We start from the raw sequence: 15,629 nt of genomic DNA, 5'->3' as shown, positions 1-15,629 counted from the left end.
ATTTTCAGGCCGGATACTAAGCAGGTGATCGGACAAAGCTCCACTGGCTGCTAACTTGCCCCTGCATGAAACTCCGCTACCTGCCTTTGCTGGCCCTGGCCCTGCCCGCCTGCACCAGCCCCTCCACCAACTCCACCGCCGGCCAGCCGGCTGCCACGCCCGCCGATGCGCGCTTCGACCGCTTCAAAAACCAGTTTATTCTGGATTTATGGAAGCAAAATCCCGATTACGCCTCGTCGCAGGGCTATCATAAATACGATTCGCTGCTCGTCATTCCCAGCGAGGAGCAGCGCAAGCGCGATGCGGCCTTCGTGGCCCAAAACCTGGGGGCGCTTGCGGGCTTTACCCTCGATAGCCTGTCGCCAAATAATCAAATCGACCTGCACCTGCTCACCAATGAGCTGCGGTCGGAGCGCTGGTACGCCGACACGCTCAAAAACTGGCAGTGGAACCCGGCAACCTACAACCTGGGCGCCAGCGTGGGCGACCTGCTCAACGGTCGGCACTATAAGCTCGACCGCCGGCTGCGCAATATCTCCGATAAAATTTCCCAGGCCGGGGCCTACTACGGCGCCGCCAAGGCCAATATCAGCCATCCTACCCGCGAGCACGCCGAGCTGGCCGTGGCTCAGAACGAGGGCGGCCTGGCCGTCTTCGGCTCGGCCCTGGCCGACTCGGTGCGCAAATCGGGCCTGAGCGACGCCGAAAAGCAGCTGCTGCAGCAGCGTATCGCGGGGGCGCAGCGGGCCGTGCAAGGCTACATCGACTTCTTGAAGAAGGACGTGCTGACGGGTAGCGGCTTTCGCTCGTTTCGCATTGGGAAAGACCTGTTTGCCCGCAAGTTTGCCCTCGATATTCAGTCGCGCTACTCGGCCGCTGAGGTGCTGCAGCTGGCCCAGCAGCACAAGGCCGACCTGCTGCACGATATGGGCCGGCGCGCCGCGCGGCTCTTCCCCAAGTACTGCGCCGGCCAGCCCATGCCCAAGGATACGCTGCAGCTGATTCGTAAAGTGATTGACCAGCTCACGCTCAAGCACGCGCCCCGTGAAGGCTTTGTGGACGCCGTGAAGCGCCAGATTCCGACTCTCATCAAGTTTGTCAACGACCATCAGCTGCTGACCCAGGACCCCAGCAAGCCGCTGGTCGTGCGCGAAACACCGCTCTACATGCGCGGCAGTGGGGCAGGAGCCAGCGTTTCGGCCCCCGGGCCTTACGATACCAAAGCCAATACCTATTACAACGTGGAGCCGCTGCCCGCCAGCTGGACGCCCGCCCAGGCCGAAAGCTACCTGCGGGAGTACAATGATTATACATTGCAAATTTTGAATATTCATGAGGCCATTCCTGGTCACTACACGCAGCTCGTGTACGCCAACCGCTCTCCCTCGCTGGTGAAAAGTATTTTTGGCAACGGGGCCATGATTGAAGGCTGGGCCGTGTATTCGGAGCGCATGATGCTGGAAAGCGGCTACGGCGGCAACTCCGACGAAATCTGGCTGCTGTGGGATAAGTGGAACATGCGCTCGACCCTGAATGCCGTGGTCGATAACCTTATCCAGACCCAGAACGCCAGCGAGAAAGACGTGGTGGCGCTGCTTACCGGCGCGGGCTTTCAGGAAGAGGCCGAAGCCCGCAACAAGTGGCACCGCGCCACCCTGAGCCAGGTGCAGCTCAGCTCGTACTTCACCGGCTACACCGAGATTGTGGCCCTGCGCGACGAGATGAAGAAGAAGGAAGGCAGCAGCTTCAATCTCAAGAACTTCAATGAGCAGTTTCTGAGCTACGGCAGCGCCCCGGTCAAATATATCAGTCAGCTAATGCTTCGCCGCTAGCCGGAATTCCAAGGCATTGCTTAGCGCGGTTTACGAGTAGACGTGCTGAGCCTACAAAGCACCTTGTTGCCGCGGGGCTCGTGGGTTCGAGCCAGCTAAGGTGCTTTGTGGGCCCGGTATGTTTTTTTGCAGCTCATGTTCTTTCTGCTTTCTAAGCTTCTTGATTTTTTACTATTACCCACAGTATGGCTGGCGGCGGCGCTGCTGGGCGCGCTGGTAGCCCGGTCAGGTGGCCGGGCTCAGCGGCGCTGGCTGGTGGCCGCGGCCGTCGTGCTGGCAGTAGGTACCAGCAATGCCTTGGTCAATGAGGCGTTGCTGGCCTGGGAAAAGCCGGCGGTAGGGCTGGCCGCCGTGGCCCCGGCCGATGCGGCGGTGCTGCTCACCGGCATTGCCACCGGCAACAAGTCGCCCCACGACCGGGTTTACCTGAGCCGTGGGGCCGACCGCTTTACCAACGCACTGTGGCTGTACCGGGCCGGGCGAGTACGGTATATTATTATTTCGGGCGGCTCGGGGGCCGTGCTGAAAACCGTTGGTACGGAGGCGGCTGGCCTGCGCACGCTGCTGCGCCTGGCCGGGGTGCCCGACTCGGTGCTGCTGCTGGAAGAGCGTAGCCGCAATACCCGCGAAAACGCGCTCTTCACCAAAGAGCTGCTGGCCCGGCACCCCGCTATCAAGTCCCTGGTACTGATAACCTCGGCCTTTCATGAGCGGCGGGCGTTGGGCTGTTTTGCCAAAGCAGGTCTGTACCCTCAGGCCTTCCCGGCCGATTTTCGCACCACCGACCGCAGCTGGACGCCCGATTACTGGCTGCTGCCCGATGCCGATGCTCTCACCCGCTGGAGCCTGCTGCTGCACGAGCTGGCCGGCTGGCTCGTGTATAAGGCCGCTGGTTATTGCTAGTGCTGTGTCAGGGAAAATAATTACCTAAAGAATCGACTGGCTCCCCCTCTCCTTTTCGGAGAGGGGCCGGGGGTGAGGCGCCCACCAGAACGATTAGGTAAGGAACTTGCCTGACGCAGCACTAGCGAGCAAGCTGCCAGTTTTCGTTATTCGGTTTTCGTAGCTGCCAGCTGTGCCGTTTTGGCAATCCAGATGGATTTCTGATTGACAAACTCCCGGATGCCCAGATAGGAAAGCTCGCGGCCGTAGCCCGATTTCTTTACGCCGCCAAAGGGTAGCTCCGGCATCGATTTTACCATGCCATTCACGAAAACGGCCCCGTTTTCAAGTTGGCGGGCAATGGCTTCGCCCTGCGCCGGGTTGCGCGTCCAGACGGCGGCCCCAAGGCCGAACTCCGAATCGTTGGCCAGGGCCACGGCGTGGGCCGCGTCGCGGGCCGTAAGGACCAGCGCCACCGGGCCAAAAAATTCCTCGGCATAGGCCCGCTGGCCTTTTTTAACATTAGTCAGGATAACGGGCGCAAACTGCGCGGTGCCGGGCCGGGGCTGCCCGCCGGCCAGCGCCATCCGCGCGCCCTGCCGCACCGAGTCGGCCACTTGCCGGCTGAGCTCATCGGCCAGGTCGGGGCGGGCCAGCGGGCCATAGTCGGTAGTTTCTTCATTGAGGGGGTCGCCGTAGCGCAGCTGTTCGAGGTGGCTTTTAAGCAGCTTGACGAAGGCCGGCTGCACGGCTTTTTCCACGATGAAGCGCTTGGCGGCAATGCAGCTCTGGCCGGCGTTTATCAGACGAGCCTGGGCGGCAGTCTTAGCCGCGAGTTCCAAGTCGGCATCGGCCAGCACAATAAAGGGGTCGGAGCCGCCCAGCTCCAGCACGGTTTTTTTGATAGCCCGGCCCGCTGCCGCTGCTACGGCCGCGCCGGCCCGCTCCGAGCCAGTGAGCGTGACGGCCCGCAGGCGGTCGTCGGCAATGAGCTTTTCTACCAGCTCGGTTTCGATAAGCAGAGTACGAAACGCGGCCGGCGGCAGGCCCGCGTCATGAAAAATATTTTCCAGTGCCAGCGCGCACTGTGGCACGTTGGAGGCGTGCTTGAGCAGGCCCACGTTGCCAGCCATGAGTGCGGGCGCGGCAAAGCGCACTACCTGCCAAAAGGGAAAATTCCAGGGCATCACGGCCAGCACCACGCCCAGCGGCGCGTAGCTGATAAAACTGCGTCCGGCATCGGTTTTTACTTCCTCATCGGCCAGGAAGCCTGCGGCGTGCTCGGCGTAGTAGTCGCAGCAGGCGGCGCACTTTTGGGCTTCGGCCCGGCCGTCGCGCAGGGGCTTGCCCATTTCCACGGCCATGAGATAGGCTAATTCGTCCTGGCGCTCGCGCAGCAGCGTAGCGGCCCGGCGCAGCACGCTGGCCCGTTCGGCAAAAGTGGTAGAGCGCCATTGGCTGGCGGCCTGATGTGCCTGGGCCAGTATTCGCTCGGTTTTGGGCCACGAAAAAGCCGCGAAGCGGCGCAGCCGCCGACCCGTATAGGGGTTAATAGATTCGATAGCCATACCGGGGGAGAAAGCCAGTGGGTTTTAATGTAAACTATTCACCGCTCCATTTTACAAACCGTACAGTACGGTATTGGGTTACGTCGGCGCAGCCGGGCCGGTTTATCAGGTGCTGGCTCACCGATTAACCTCAACCATAAGCTGCCAAGTAGCGTCAAGCCTAAAAATATCCTACATTCGTCGTGAGTTACCGAGTGCTTCGGCTGGCTCCGTCGGTTTTGCCTTTCTTTTTTCCGTGTCCGACCTCCCTCTCATTTCTACCCCTACCGTCGCTGAAGCGGCGCTGGTCGAGCGCCTCAGGGGCGGCGACCAGTCGGCTATGACCGAGTTTTACGACCGCTACTCGGCGGCGCTCTACGGTGTTATCAACCGCATCGTCAAGGATGAGGAAGAAGCCGCCGATGTGCTCCAGGAGGCACTGGTCAAAATCTGGCACTCGATGGCCAGCTACGATACCGGCAAGGGCCGGCTGTTTACGTGGGTGGTCAATATTAGTCGAAATTTAGCGATTGATAAAATCCGCTCGCGTCAGCACCGCGTAGGTTCTCGCACTCAGGGCCTCGACGATAGCCTGGCAGCACAGCGCCAGGCCGCCCCGGACACTTTTCGCCCCGAGCACATAGGCTTGCAGGAAATAACCCGCAAGCTGGTGCCCGAGCAGCGTCAGGTTATCGACCTACTCTATTTCGGAGGCTTTACGCAAAGTGAGGCGGCCGAAGAGCTTAACCTACCGCTGGGCACCGTGAAAACCCGGGCCCGCACGGCTCTGAAGATACTAGCCAAACTTATCCGCTAATTCCAGTTACATCCGTGGAAGAATATCAGTCTTATATCGAATCAGGCCGCCTAGAGCAATATGTGCTGGGCGAACTAGACCCAGCGGCGCAGGCCGATGTGGAGCAGTGGGCCGCCCGCTCTCCGCAGGTGCGCCAGGAACTCGACGAGCTTTTGGCCGGCCTTGGCGTGTATGCCGAAGCGCATGCGCAGACAGTACCTGCTGGCCTGCGCGATAAGGTGCTCAGCCGGGTACTGGCTGAAATAGGCCGCCCCGATGCCCAGGCACCCGCCGCTGCCGCTCCTGCACCTGCCATGCGGGTGTCGGCCTCTAATCCTCAGCCAGCCGCTGTCGCGTCTGTTCCCGTTGCGCAGGCTCCCCGTCGTAGCGTCTGGGCTATGGCTGCCTCGGTGGCGCTGCTTCTCAGTCTGGGGGCTAACGCCCTGCTTTACAGCCGCTGGCAGCAAGCTAATACCGACCTGGTAGCGGCCCAGAACAGCCAGGCCCGGTTTGCCCAAACCTCGCAGGTAATGGAGCGCCGCCTTACCACTACGCAGGAGCAGCTGCACCTGCTGCGCTCACCGGTGGGCTACAAAATGGTGGCGCTGGCCGGCACGCCGGCGCACCCCACGGCCCGCGCAAGGGTGATGTACAACGCAACAGCGCACCGGGTTTACGTTGATGTGCAGCAGCTGCCGCCCCTGCCGCCCGGCAAGCAGTACCAGCTGTGGGCGCTCGACAAAGGCAAGCCGGTTGATGCCGGCGTGCTGGCCGCCAATACGGCCTCCGGCGATAGCATTCAGCAGATGAAGGATATTGCCAGCGCCCAGGCATTTGCGATGACGGTAGAGCCGGTCGGTGGTAGCGTCGGCCCTACACTCGCTACGATGACGGTTATTGGCAATATATAGTTAATATAAAATACAATGTGCCCGCTCTGCCAGTAGTGGTGGGGCGGGCGCTTTGTATTTTTAGGGCGCTGTTAACTTTGGCGCTGACCACCGCGTTGTATCCCTTCGAAGTCTTTATTCAGTATATGCACGGCACCATTTTTACACTCCTCAAACGCTACGTTCAGACGCAGTACGACCATAGCACCTGGCTGAAGCTGGTGGAGCTGGCCGGCCTCAATTCGGGCGATTTTGACCACAAGGAAGTGTATCCCGACGAGCATATGTATGCCCTGGTAGGGCAGGCGGCTGAGCTGACTGGTATTCCGGCCGGGGAGCTACACGAAAAATTCGGCGAGTACCTCGTGCCCGACTTAATGTATATGTATCAGAAATATGTAAACCCGGACTGGCGCACCCTCGAAATGCTGGAGAATACGGAGCAGCATATGCACGGTCAGGTGCGCCGTGAGCATCCCGAAAATTCACCGCCCGTGCTCCAGGTAAAGCGTATTGCCAAAAACGAATTATTAATTAATTATGTGTCGCCGCGCCGCATGGGTGGCCTGGCCGTGGGCATTGTGCGGGGCCTGGCTACTTATTACGACGAAGCCGATACCATTGACGTAATGCCAACCACGAGCGAAAATGGCGAGCGCGTGCAGATTCACGTCCGGAGAAATCCTGCTCAGGCATAATTATTTTCGGACGTTGCAGCAGGTCATCCGTTCCTGCTTAGAGCGAATTATGGGTCAGTGTACAGGTTCTGTTCTTGCGTTCGCCTCACCCCCAGCCCCCTCTCCGAAAAGGAGAGGGGGAGCCAGTCTGGCAAAATGTGTATACTGACCCAGAATCCGCGCTAGCTGCTACTTTGGTCAATAAATTAAAGCACCGATTCCGCTGAGGAAAGCAGGGGTGGTGCTTTAATTTATTGCCCAAATTTATTTATTAAAATAATCTTGGCGAAGTGGGTCGGCCGGGTCCGCCCGGCTCATAGTCGTCGGCATCGTCGCTATCATCCTCGGCAAGCTCGGCTTGCTGCTCCTCATCCGGGTCTTCTTCCTCATCGAGCGAGTCAAAAATGCGGTCGAGCGAAGCCTCGGCATGGCGTAGCTTATGGCGGCAGAGGCGAATTAATTCGGCCGAGCGCTCGGCGCGGGCCGTCAGGTCGTCTACCTCCACCTGGTCGGTTTCGAGGCTGCGAAGAATCGTTTCTAGTTCCTGAATGGCTTGGTTGTAAGTCACGGGAAGTTGGAGCTTAAAAAGGATGAGTTAAATAATAAATCAGAGCGAATAGGCCGGAAGAAACGGCTGTGGCAACTAGCGTGGCCGCCAGTTTTAAGGCATTATTTTCCGGGTAGCGCAGCGGCTGATAACTGACTGTCGGTAAAATATTTACGAATAAGCACATTTTCGCGCCTCAGCCCGGTCAGCTCATAGCCCATGATTTTTAGTTCATGGTTTTTACTTAGCCTTATGAATCCCTGCTGCATTAAATAGCGCTGCCGCATCAGCTGCTCGCGGCGGCGCTGGTGGTGGCGGGCAAAGCGGCGCAGTACCGTGCGCGAGCGGCGGCGCAGGCGTTGCTCCTCGTGGGCAAGCGTATGGCGGGCGGCACGGGGCAGTGTGTAGCGATAGCTTTCGAGCTGCTGACCAAGGTGGCGCAGGTGCTGGCGTGGCCCCAGCGTAGCCTGGCGGCTGCGCTGGGTAAGGGCGGCCTGGGCCTGGCGTAGCTGCTGGTGAGCTGCCTCGCGCAGCTGGCTGGCCTGGCGCTGGAGGTGAGCCTGGTAGCGGGCCAGGTGCTGGTGGCTACGGTCGGCAATGCGGTCGGCCAGCTCGGCTACGAGGGCTTCGAGCCGACCCAGGCGCTCAACCAGAAACGCGGCTACGGCGGTAGGGGTTTTTAGGGCGCGGTGAGCCACCAGGTCTACCACTGCCTCGTCGCGCTCGTGGCCGATACCCGTCAGTACGGGCAGCGGAAACGCCGCCACCGCCGCCGCCAGCCCGTACTCGTCGAACGCCAGCAGGTCGGTTTTGGCTCCGCCGCCCCGAATGAGCACGACCACCTCAAACTGCCCCCGCCGGGCCCGGATAGCATCGAGCGCCGCCCGAATGCTGGCGGGCGCGTCTTCTCCCTGCATCAGGGCCGGAAACAGGGTGAGGGCAAAGTCGTAGGGCGCCTCTTCGAGCTGGCGCACAAAGTCCTGAAAGCCGGCGGCAGTGGGCGAGGAGATAACCGCCAGCCGCTGCGGGCCCAGCGGCAGTTGCAACTCCTGCTGGCGTTCGAGCAGGTCTTTTTCCTGGAGGCGGCGTAGCGTAGCCAGGCGCTGGCGGGCCAGCTCGCCCACGGTATAGCTGGGGTCGAGGGCCAGCACATCGAGCGAAAAGCCATATTGCTCGTGAAACGTCACTTTTACCCGTAGCAGCAGGCGCAGGCCGGGCCGCAGCTCCTGGCCAGTGGCCTCGGCGAAGGCAGGGGCCAGCTGCTGATAGCGGCTGCCCCAGAGGGTAGCGCGGGCCTGCGCCGTAAAGCCCAGCGCCTCGGCTCCGGCCGCTGGCTCGGTGAGGGTGAGGTAGCAGTGGCCGCCCTCGTAGCGGGGCCGGCTCATCTCGGCTACCTCGGCTACTACCCAGTAGCTGTCGGGAAAGCGGTGGTGCAGGGCAGCCCGCACCTGGGCAAGCAGGGCGCCCAGGCTGAGCGGACCGGCAGGCTCGGCAGCGGCACGGCGCGGATACAGAGGCATAAGTAGGGTAGGCGTTAGCGGGCCGGAAGTCGGCAGACCGTAAAAGTACCTCTGCGGCCCGCCAGCGGAGGCAATGAGTGTGCTGGTAAGCATTTAGGGGCCATTTCAGTTTCTGGCAGCTTAGCTGAAGAAAGGCATCGCGCAAATGCTGCTGAGCCCTTAACTTGCGGGGCCATATTCCCTACTCAACCCCATCCACATTCTCTTTTTCATGTCAACAATCTCCCGTTACCAGCGGAGCGCGGCGCTGGCCGTGGCCGCGCTGGGCCTGGCTGCGGCTACCCCGACGCTGGCGCAAACCGCTGCCCCAAAGGCGTAGGTATCAATCCGGCCAATATAGATACCTCGGTGAGCCCCTGCGACGATTTTTACCGCTATGCCTCGGGCAACTGGCTTAAAAATAACCCCGTGCCGGCCGCCGAAAGCCGCTGGGGTAGCTTCAACGAGCTAGCCGACCACAACAACGCGACGCAGAAAGCCATTCTGGAAGAGCTGGCCCGCAATGCCGGCTCGGCAAAACCCGGCACGAATGCCCAGAAAGTAGGCGACTTTTACGCTGCCGCCATGGACACGGCCGCCATTGAGGCGGCGGGCCTCAAATACCTGAAGCCCTACCTCGACCGCATTGCGGCGATTAAGACGCTGCCCGAAATGCAGAAGTTTCTGGCCGACCCCAAGGCCCATACTGGCAGCGTGTGGTTTAACTCGGGCGTGGGGCAGGATGAGAAAATCAGCACCCAGTATGCGGTGCAGTTTTATCAGGGTGGCCTGACCCTTCCCGACCGCGATTACTACCTGAAGGAAGATGGCCGCTCGAAAGGTATCCGGGCAGCTTACCAGACGTACCTGGTAAGCACCTTTAAGCGCCTGGGTGACAGCGATGCCGCTGCCGCAGCCAATGCCGCAACGGTAATGCGCATTGAAACGCGCTTGGCCAAAGCCAGCAAAAGCCGCGTGGACCTGCGCGACCCGCAGGCCAACTACCATAAAATGACCGTGGCCCAGGCCACCAAGGAATTCCCGAATATCGACCTGCCCCTGATGCTGAAGGAAAGCCACCTGGCAGCCAAGGAGGTTATTGTGGCGCAGCCCGAGTTCCTGAAGGAGGTCAGCACCATGCTGGCCGCCGAGCCCATCGCCGACCAGCGCGAGTACCTGCGCTTTCACCTCGTGAGCAGCGTGGCCTCGGCCCTGCCCAAGGCATTTGGCGACGACGCTTTCCGCTTTTCGCAGGTGCTGACCGGCGCCAAGCTGCAGCAGCCGCGCTGGAAGCGCATGCTGCGCGCTACCGACGGCGCGCTGGGCGAAGCATTCGGCCAGCTCTATGTTGACAAGGCCTTCTCGCCCGCCGCGAAGGCGAAGGCCAGGGAAATGATTGAGAACCTGCGTAAGGCCTATGCCGAGCGCATTATGGCCACCGACTGGATGAGCGCCGCCACCAAAAAAGAGGCGCTCGTGAAGCTGAATGCCTTCACGGTAAAAATCGGCTACCCTGATAAATGGAAAGACTATTCCAAGCTGACTATTAATCGCCAGAGCTACCTGCAGGATGTGCTGGCCGCCCGTACCTGGGCTGCCGAAGACAACCTGAGCAAGTTTGGCAAGCCGATTGACCGCACCGAGTGGGGCATGACCCCGCCCACGGTGAACGCTTACTACAACCCGCCGATGAATGAGATTGTGTTCCCGGCCGGTATCTTGCAGCCGCCGTTCTACGACCCCAAAGCCGATGATGCCGTCAACTACGGCGGCATCGGGGCGGTAATTGGCCACGAAATGACCCATGGCTTCGATGACCAGGGCCGGCAGTACGATGCCAAAGGCAACCTGCGAGACTGGTGGACCAAAGAAGACGGCGATAAGTTTAATGCCAAGGCTGCCATGGTGGGCAAGCAGTACGACGCGTTTTCGCCCCTCGACTCGGTACACGTAAACGGCAAGCTGACGATGGGCGAAAACCTGGCCGACATCGGCGGGCTGACCATCGCCTACCAGGCTTTCCAGAAAACGGCCGAAGCTAAGAGTGGCCAGAAAATCGACGGCTTCACCCCCAACCAGCGCTTCTTCCTGGCCTGGGGCCAGATTTGGCGCACCAACATCCGGCCCGAGGCGGCCCGCCAGCAGGTGCAGACCGACCCGCACTCGCCAGCGCAGTTCCGCACCAACGGCCCGCTCATGAATATGCCCGAGTTTTATCAGGCGTTTGGCTGCAAGCCCAGCGACAAGATGGCACGCCCCACGGCCGAGCAGGCTCGCATCTGGTAAATAAAGCAGCGTAGGCCGGGCAGTTCTCGTTATAAAAACCAGTACGAGCCCAAGTATCTGCGCAACAAAAAACCCGCTCCCGAAAGGAAGCGGGTTTTTTGTTGAGAATTTTTTAGGTGTTCGTGCCTTTACTTCGTTGTGATGCAACTGTGAAGCTGTTGCTGCATCTATTTACGCTACGTTACTTTCGCATTCTCTCTTTTCTCCTAACCAATCCTTTTCATGTCCTCCACTACCATCTCGCGGTTTGCGCTGGCTACGCTGGGCCTCGGCACCCTGGCCGCTACCACCGCCTTTGGGCCGCCGGCCAGAAAAACTTCGCCGCCCCAGCAGGGCGTCGGCATCAGCCTTGCCAACATCGACCAGTCGGTGAGCCCCTGCGAGGATTTTTATCACTATGCCAACGGCAACTGGATAAAAAATAACCCCGTGCCCGCCGCTGAAACCCGCTGGGGAGCCTTCAACGAGCTGCAGGACCGCAACATTGCCGTGGAGAAGCGCATCCTGGTAAAGGCTGCCGCCGACCGCAGCGCCAAGCCGGGCTCTAACCTCCAAAAGGTGGGCGACTTTTACGCCGCCGCGATGGACTCAGCCGCCATTGAGGCCGCGGGCCTGAAGTATTTGCAGCCGCGCCTCACCCAGATTGCCGGCCTCAAAAACCTGAGCGATATTCAGAAGTATATGGCCGACCCCAAGTCGTTTGGTACGGGCTGGTACAGCTTTGGGGTGCGTCAGGACAGCAAAAACAGCACGCAGTACGCCGTAGCGATGGGCCAAGGCGGCCTCGGCCTCGGCGACCGTGACTACTACCTCAAAGACGACGGTCGCTCAAAAGGTATCCGGGCCGCTTACAAGGCTTACATGACCAGCGTGTTTCAGCTGCTGGGCGATGCGCCCAGCCTGGCCGCCACCAACGCCGACGCGGTACTGGCGCTCGAAACCAAAATGGCCCAGGCCAGCCGCAGCCGCGTCGAGCTGCGCGACCGACTCAAAAATTACAACAAGGTGACGGTAGCGCAGGCCACCAAGGATTATCCGAGCCTGGACATACCGCTGGTGCTGAAAGAAAACGGCCTCAGCAGCGCGCAGGACCTTATTATTGGCCAGCCCGAATACTTGACGGCCGCCAATACGCTGATGGCCAACACGCCCATTGCCGACCAGCAGCAGTACCTGCGCTGGCACCTGGTGAGCGGCGTCACGTCGGCGCTGCCTAAAGCTTATGGTGATGCCAGCTTCCGCTTTCAGCAGGTGCTGACGGGTGCCAAGCTGCAGCAGCCGCGCTGGAAGCGGGCGCTGCGCGCCACCGATGGCGCGCTGGGCGAAGCATTCGGCCAGCTCTATGTTGACGAGGCCTTCTCGCCCGCCGCCAAGGCCCGGGCCAAGGAGATGGTTGAGAACCTACGCCGTGCCTACGCCGAGCGCATTATGGCTACCGACTGGATGAGCGCCGACACCAAGAAGGAAGCCATTCAGAAGCTGAATGCCTTCGCGGTGAAAATCGGCTACCCCGATAAGTGGAAAGATTATTCCAAGCTGAAAATCACCCGCCAGAGTGCCCTCGAAAACCTGTTTGCTACGGCCGAGTGGGCTGGAAAAGACAATACCAGCAAGTTTGGCAAGCCGATTGACCGGGGCGAGTGGGGCATGACCCCGCCCACGGTGAATGCCTACTACAATTCGAGCATGAATGAAATCGTGTTCCCGGCCGGTATTCTGCAGCCGCCGTTCTACGACCCCAAAGCCGATGATGCCGTCAACTACGGCGGCATCGGGGCGGTAATCGGCCACGAAATGACCCACGGCTTTGATGACCAGGGCCGCCGCTCAGATGCCAAAGGCAACCTGCGCGACTGGTGGACCAAGGAGGACAACGAGAAATTCTCGGCCAAAGCCGCGATGGTAGGCAAGCAGTACAGCGCCTTCTCGCCCCTCGACTCGGTGCACGTAAACGGCGACCTGACGATGGGCGAAAACCTGGCCGACATCGGCGGGCTGACCATCGCCTACCAGGCTTTCCAGAAAACGGCTGAAGCCAAGGGTGGCCAGAAAATCGACGGCTTTACGCCCAACCAGCGCTTCTTCCTGGGCTTTGCCCAAATCTGGCGCGCCAACCAGCGCCCGGAGGCGCTGCGCCAGCAAATCCAGACCGACCCGCACTCGCCGGGCCAGTACCGCACTAATGGCCCACTCATGAACATGCCCGAGTTCTACGAGGCCTTTGGCTGCAAAGAAGGCAATAAAATGGTGCGCGCCACCCAGGACCGCTCGCGCATTTGGTAAGGTCTTTGCAAATACACTAAATGACGAAAAGCCTGGCCGTATTGGTCAGGCTTTTTTTGTGGGCTATTCTCGGGATGGGCAAAAAGCTGTAGAGTTTGGGCGTAGTCCACGAAAAAGCCCGGCTTCCTTGCGGGAACCGGGCTTTGCAGTCGCTACAGCCAGAAGCCTTGCGGCTTCATTAACCTAACGCTCAGCTGTGCAGAAAAGTTTAGGTGCTGCCATGGCTGGCTGCCGGGCGGAGAAAGTCGCTGGCTCAACCTTTTTTAACAGGTCTGTTTAGGGTAACAGTAGGCGGTAGGATAGGCGGGCAAAAGGGCAGGGCAGCTGCTGCTGAAATTCGGCTGAGCCGCCGGCTGGCCTTACAAGTAAGCCAGGTCGCGGCTTCCCGAGCGGGCAGGAAGTGGAAATGTGGCCGCCCGGCCCGAACTTCGGCCCGCCGGCAAGCAGCGGCAAGGCAGCCAGCCGGCATTTAGCTTATGAAAAAAATTGTTCTCAGCCTGGGCCTGGCGGCCATCCTGCTGGGCTCCGCGGCTCCTGCCGCCCGCGCCTGGGGCTTCGTAGGGCACCGCGTCATCACGCAGGTGGCCGTGTACGAACTGCCGGCCGCTATGCAGGTATTTTATTTCCGGCACATGGCCGAGCTGGTGCGCCTGAGCACCGTGCCCGATGAGCGCCGTGCCCAAGACCCCGCCGAAGCACCCCGGCACTTTATCGACATGGACCATTATTCCGAGGACAATCCTTTTGCCAAGGTGCCCCGGGCTTATGACGACGCTGCTGCCAAGTTCTCGGCCGATACACTAAACAAGTACGGTACTGTGCCCTGGACCGTGCTCGATACCAAGCAGAAGCTGGTGGAGGCCTTCCGGCAGCGCGACACTACGGCTATTATCAAGTACTCGGCCGAGCTGAGTCACTACACGGCCGACGCCTTTGTGCCACTGCACACCACTGTGAACTACGATGGCCAGCTTACCGGCCAGGCCGGCCTGCATTCACTCTGGGAAAGCCAACTGCCCGAGCGATTTCTGTCGGTATATAAGCTGGATGGTGAAGCCGGCAAGGAGCTGAAAGACCCGTTGGCGGCCATCTGGGGCGTTATTCAGAACAGCTACGGCTTCCTGACGGCCACTTACGACATTGAAACCAAGCTGAGCAAAAGCTTTACGCCCCAGACCAAATACACCTTCTCGCACCGTTTTGGCCGCACCCAGCGCCGCTATTCCGATGCCTTTGCCGATGCCTATGAGAAGGAAGTGGGCGGTATGGTGGGCTTTCGGCTCAAGGGTGCTTCACCCATGGTAGCCTCAATGTGGCTAACGGCCTGGCAGGAAGCTGGCCGGCCCGATTTGGCTACTATAATGGCGTCGGCCAAGCTTGGCAAGGAGGAAAAGGACCAGCTTGCCACGCAGCTCAAGGCCTGGAAGGCCAATACGCTCTTCCAGGACCATTTGCTGCTAGCCCAGCCCGAGAAGAAAGCGCAGGCTGCCGATGAGATAAAAGCGGCGGAGGGCGAAACCGTGCCGCCCCCCCCGCCCGAGCCTGGTGCCCCGGCCCCGGCTGCCGCACCGGCCAGTAAGGTAAAGGTGAAAACCAAAGGCCCAGCCGGCACCGACAAGCAGAAAACCAAGCCTTAAGGTCGCGCGCATGATGTTTCGTTGTTTGCCCTGGCTGGCTGCGGGGTTAGGATTGCTGGCCGCCTGCGGCCCCGCTGACAAGCCGGCTGCGGTGGCCCCGCCGCCCAAACCCAAGCCCCCGGCCCCGACATTGCAGTGCTTACTGATAGCACCGCCCCGGCGGCACTGCTGGCCTACGGCCGCCAGTACCCCGGCTCGGAAGTGCTGCTGAAAACCCGCTTGGGTAATATTAGGGTAAGGCTATATGATGACACGCCCATCCACAAGGCTAATTTTCTGCTGCTTACCCGGCGGGGCGTGTTCGACGAAACCGTATTCAACCGCGTGGTCAAGGACTTTGCCGTGCAGGGTGGGCAAACGAGCGGCCCGCGCACTATTCAGCTGCACCGCTACCGCCTGCCGCCCGAAATCCGGCCCCGGCACTTCCACGTGAAAGGAGCGCTGGGCATGGCCCGCTACGACGACGCGCAAAACCCGGGCACCTGTCTTCCAACACTGACTTTTACTTTGTAGTAGGCCAAAAGCTAACGCCTTTTCAGGCCCGCGCCGCCGCAGGCCGGCCGCTTACCCCCGCTCAGGTTAAAGCGTATGGCACCCTGGGCGGCGTGCCCTCGCTCGATGGCAAGTACACCGTGTTTGGCGAAGTAATAGAAGGACTCGACGTAGTCGATAAAATCGCCCGCGAGCCGGTTGACCCCCAGGATAAATGGCCGTTAAACGACGTAGCCATGAAGGTAGAAGTGCTGAAATAGT

General features: G+C 60.5%; 13 protein-coding genes. 10 read left to right on the top strand and 3 right to left on the bottom strand.

Translation table 11 applies throughout. The features are described 5' to 3' along the window. Positions 1 to 65 precede the first annotated feature (65 nt). Both GKZ67_RS09205 and GKZ67_RS09200 read left to right on the top strand, forming a co-directional pair. Positions 66 to 1,832 (top strand): DUF885 domain-containing protein, encoded by a 1,767-nt coding sequence (locus GKZ67_RS09205; RefSeq protein WP_173242032.1) that lies wholly within the window; start codon positions 66 to 68, stop codon positions 1,830 to 1,832. 135 nt (positions 1,833 to 1,967) lie between these two features. Next, on the top strand, positions 1,968 to 2,735 hold the full coding sequence (locus GKZ67_RS09200) for a YdcF family protein (protein WP_173242031.1): 768 nt from the start codon (positions 1,968 to 1,970) through the stop codon (positions 2,733 to 2,735). Positions 2,736 to 2,881: 146 nt separating this feature from the next. On the opposite strand, the gene GKZ67_RS09195 is transcribed toward GKZ67_RS09200, so the two are convergent. Continuing rightward, positions 2,882 to 4,282, bottom strand: coding sequence for an NAD-dependent succinate-semialdehyde dehydrogenase (locus GKZ67_RS09195; RefSeq protein ID WP_173242030.1), 1,401 nt, complete (start codon positions 4,280 to 4,282; stop codon positions 2,882 to 2,884). A gap of 235 nt (positions 4,283 to 4,517) precedes the next feature. On the opposite strand from GKZ67_RS09195, the gene GKZ67_RS09190 reads away from it, so the two are divergent. The 3 genes from GKZ67_RS09190 (at position 4,518) to GKZ67_RS09180 (ending at position 6,645) form a co-directional block, all read left to right on the top strand. Then, entirely contained in the window at positions 4,518 to 5,078 is a 561-nt protein-coding gene (locus GKZ67_RS09190; protein WP_254245175.1) for an RNA polymerase sigma factor, read from the top strand. Between the two features lie 62 nt (positions 5,079 to 5,140). After that, a complete protein-coding gene (locus tag GKZ67_RS09185) occupies positions 5,141 to 5,968 on the top strand; it encodes an anti-sigma factor domain-containing protein (protein ID WP_173242029.1) in 828 nt (275 codons plus the stop codon). Positions 5,969 to 6,045: 77 nt separating this feature from the next. Then, positions 6,046 to 6,645 (top strand): heme NO-binding domain-containing protein, encoded by a 600-nt coding sequence (locus tag GKZ67_RS09180; protein WP_173242028.1) that lies wholly within the window; start codon positions 6,046 to 6,048, stop codon positions 6,643 to 6,645. 250 nt (positions 6,646 to 6,895) lie between these two features. Here GKZ67_RS09180 and xseB read toward each other — a convergent pair whose 3' ends face one another. Both xseB and xseA read right to left on the bottom strand, forming a co-directional pair. Further along, the gene (gene xseB / locus GKZ67_RS09175; protein WP_173242027.1) at positions 6,896 to 7,192 is read right to left on the bottom strand and encodes an exodeoxyribonuclease VII small subunit; all 297 of its coding nucleotides are present in this window, start codon (positions 7,190 to 7,192) and stop codon (positions 6,896 to 6,898) included. Positions 7,193 to 7,293: 101 nt separating this feature from the next. Continuing rightward, on the bottom strand, positions 7,294 to 8,691 hold the full coding sequence (xseA, locus tag GKZ67_RS09170; protein WP_173242026.1) for an exodeoxyribonuclease VII large subunit: 1,398 nt from the start codon (positions 8,689 to 8,691) through the stop codon (positions 7,294 to 7,296). A 348-nt stretch (positions 8,692 to 9,039) separates the two neighbouring features. Here xseA and GKZ67_RS09165 point away from each other — a divergent pair, with 348 nt between their 5' ends. The 5 genes from GKZ67_RS09165 (at position 9,040) to GKZ67_RS25080 (ending at position 15,628) form a co-directional block, all read left to right on the top strand. Beyond that, a complete protein-coding gene (locus GKZ67_RS09165; protein ID WP_254245174.1) occupies positions 9,040 to 10,956 on the top strand; it encodes a M13 family metallopeptidase in 1,917 nt (638 codons plus the stop codon). A 222-nt stretch (positions 10,957 to 11,178) separates the two neighbouring features. Next, complete coding sequence (locus tag GKZ67_RS09160) at positions 11,179 to 13,239, top strand: M13 family metallopeptidase (RefSeq protein WP_173242025.1); 2,061 nt, start codon at positions 11,179 to 11,181, stop codon at positions 13,237 to 13,239. A gap of 476 nt (positions 13,240 to 13,715) precedes the next feature. Further along, the gene (locus tag GKZ67_RS09155) at positions 13,716 to 14,876 is read left to right on the top strand and encodes a zinc dependent phospholipase C family protein (protein ID WP_173242024.1); all 1,161 of its coding nucleotides are present in this window, start codon (positions 13,716 to 13,718) and stop codon (positions 14,874 to 14,876) included. A gap of 135 nt (positions 14,877 to 15,011) precedes the next feature. Continuing rightward, the gene (locus tag GKZ67_RS09150; RefSeq protein ID WP_173242023.1) at positions 15,012 to 15,389 is read left to right on the top strand and encodes a peptidylprolyl isomerase; all 378 of its coding nucleotides are present in this window, start codon (positions 15,012 to 15,014) and stop codon (positions 15,387 to 15,389) included. Positions 15,390 to 15,481: 92 nt separating this feature from the next. Next, positions 15,482 to 15,628: a peptidylprolyl isomerase gene (locus GKZ67_RS25080; protein WP_410505050.1), complete on the top strand. Its 147-nt coding sequence runs from the start codon at positions 15,482 to 15,484 to the stop codon at positions 15,626 to 15,628. Position 15,629: the final 1 nt, after the last annotated feature.

This window comes from Hymenobacter sp. BRD67 (genome assembly GCF_013256425.1).
GTDB lineage: Bacteria > Bacteroidota > Bacteroidia > Cytophagales > Hymenobacteraceae > Hymenobacter.
The sequence above is the reverse complement of the archived record's forward strand: the minus strand, read 5'-3'. Positions and strand labels throughout refer to the sequence as shown.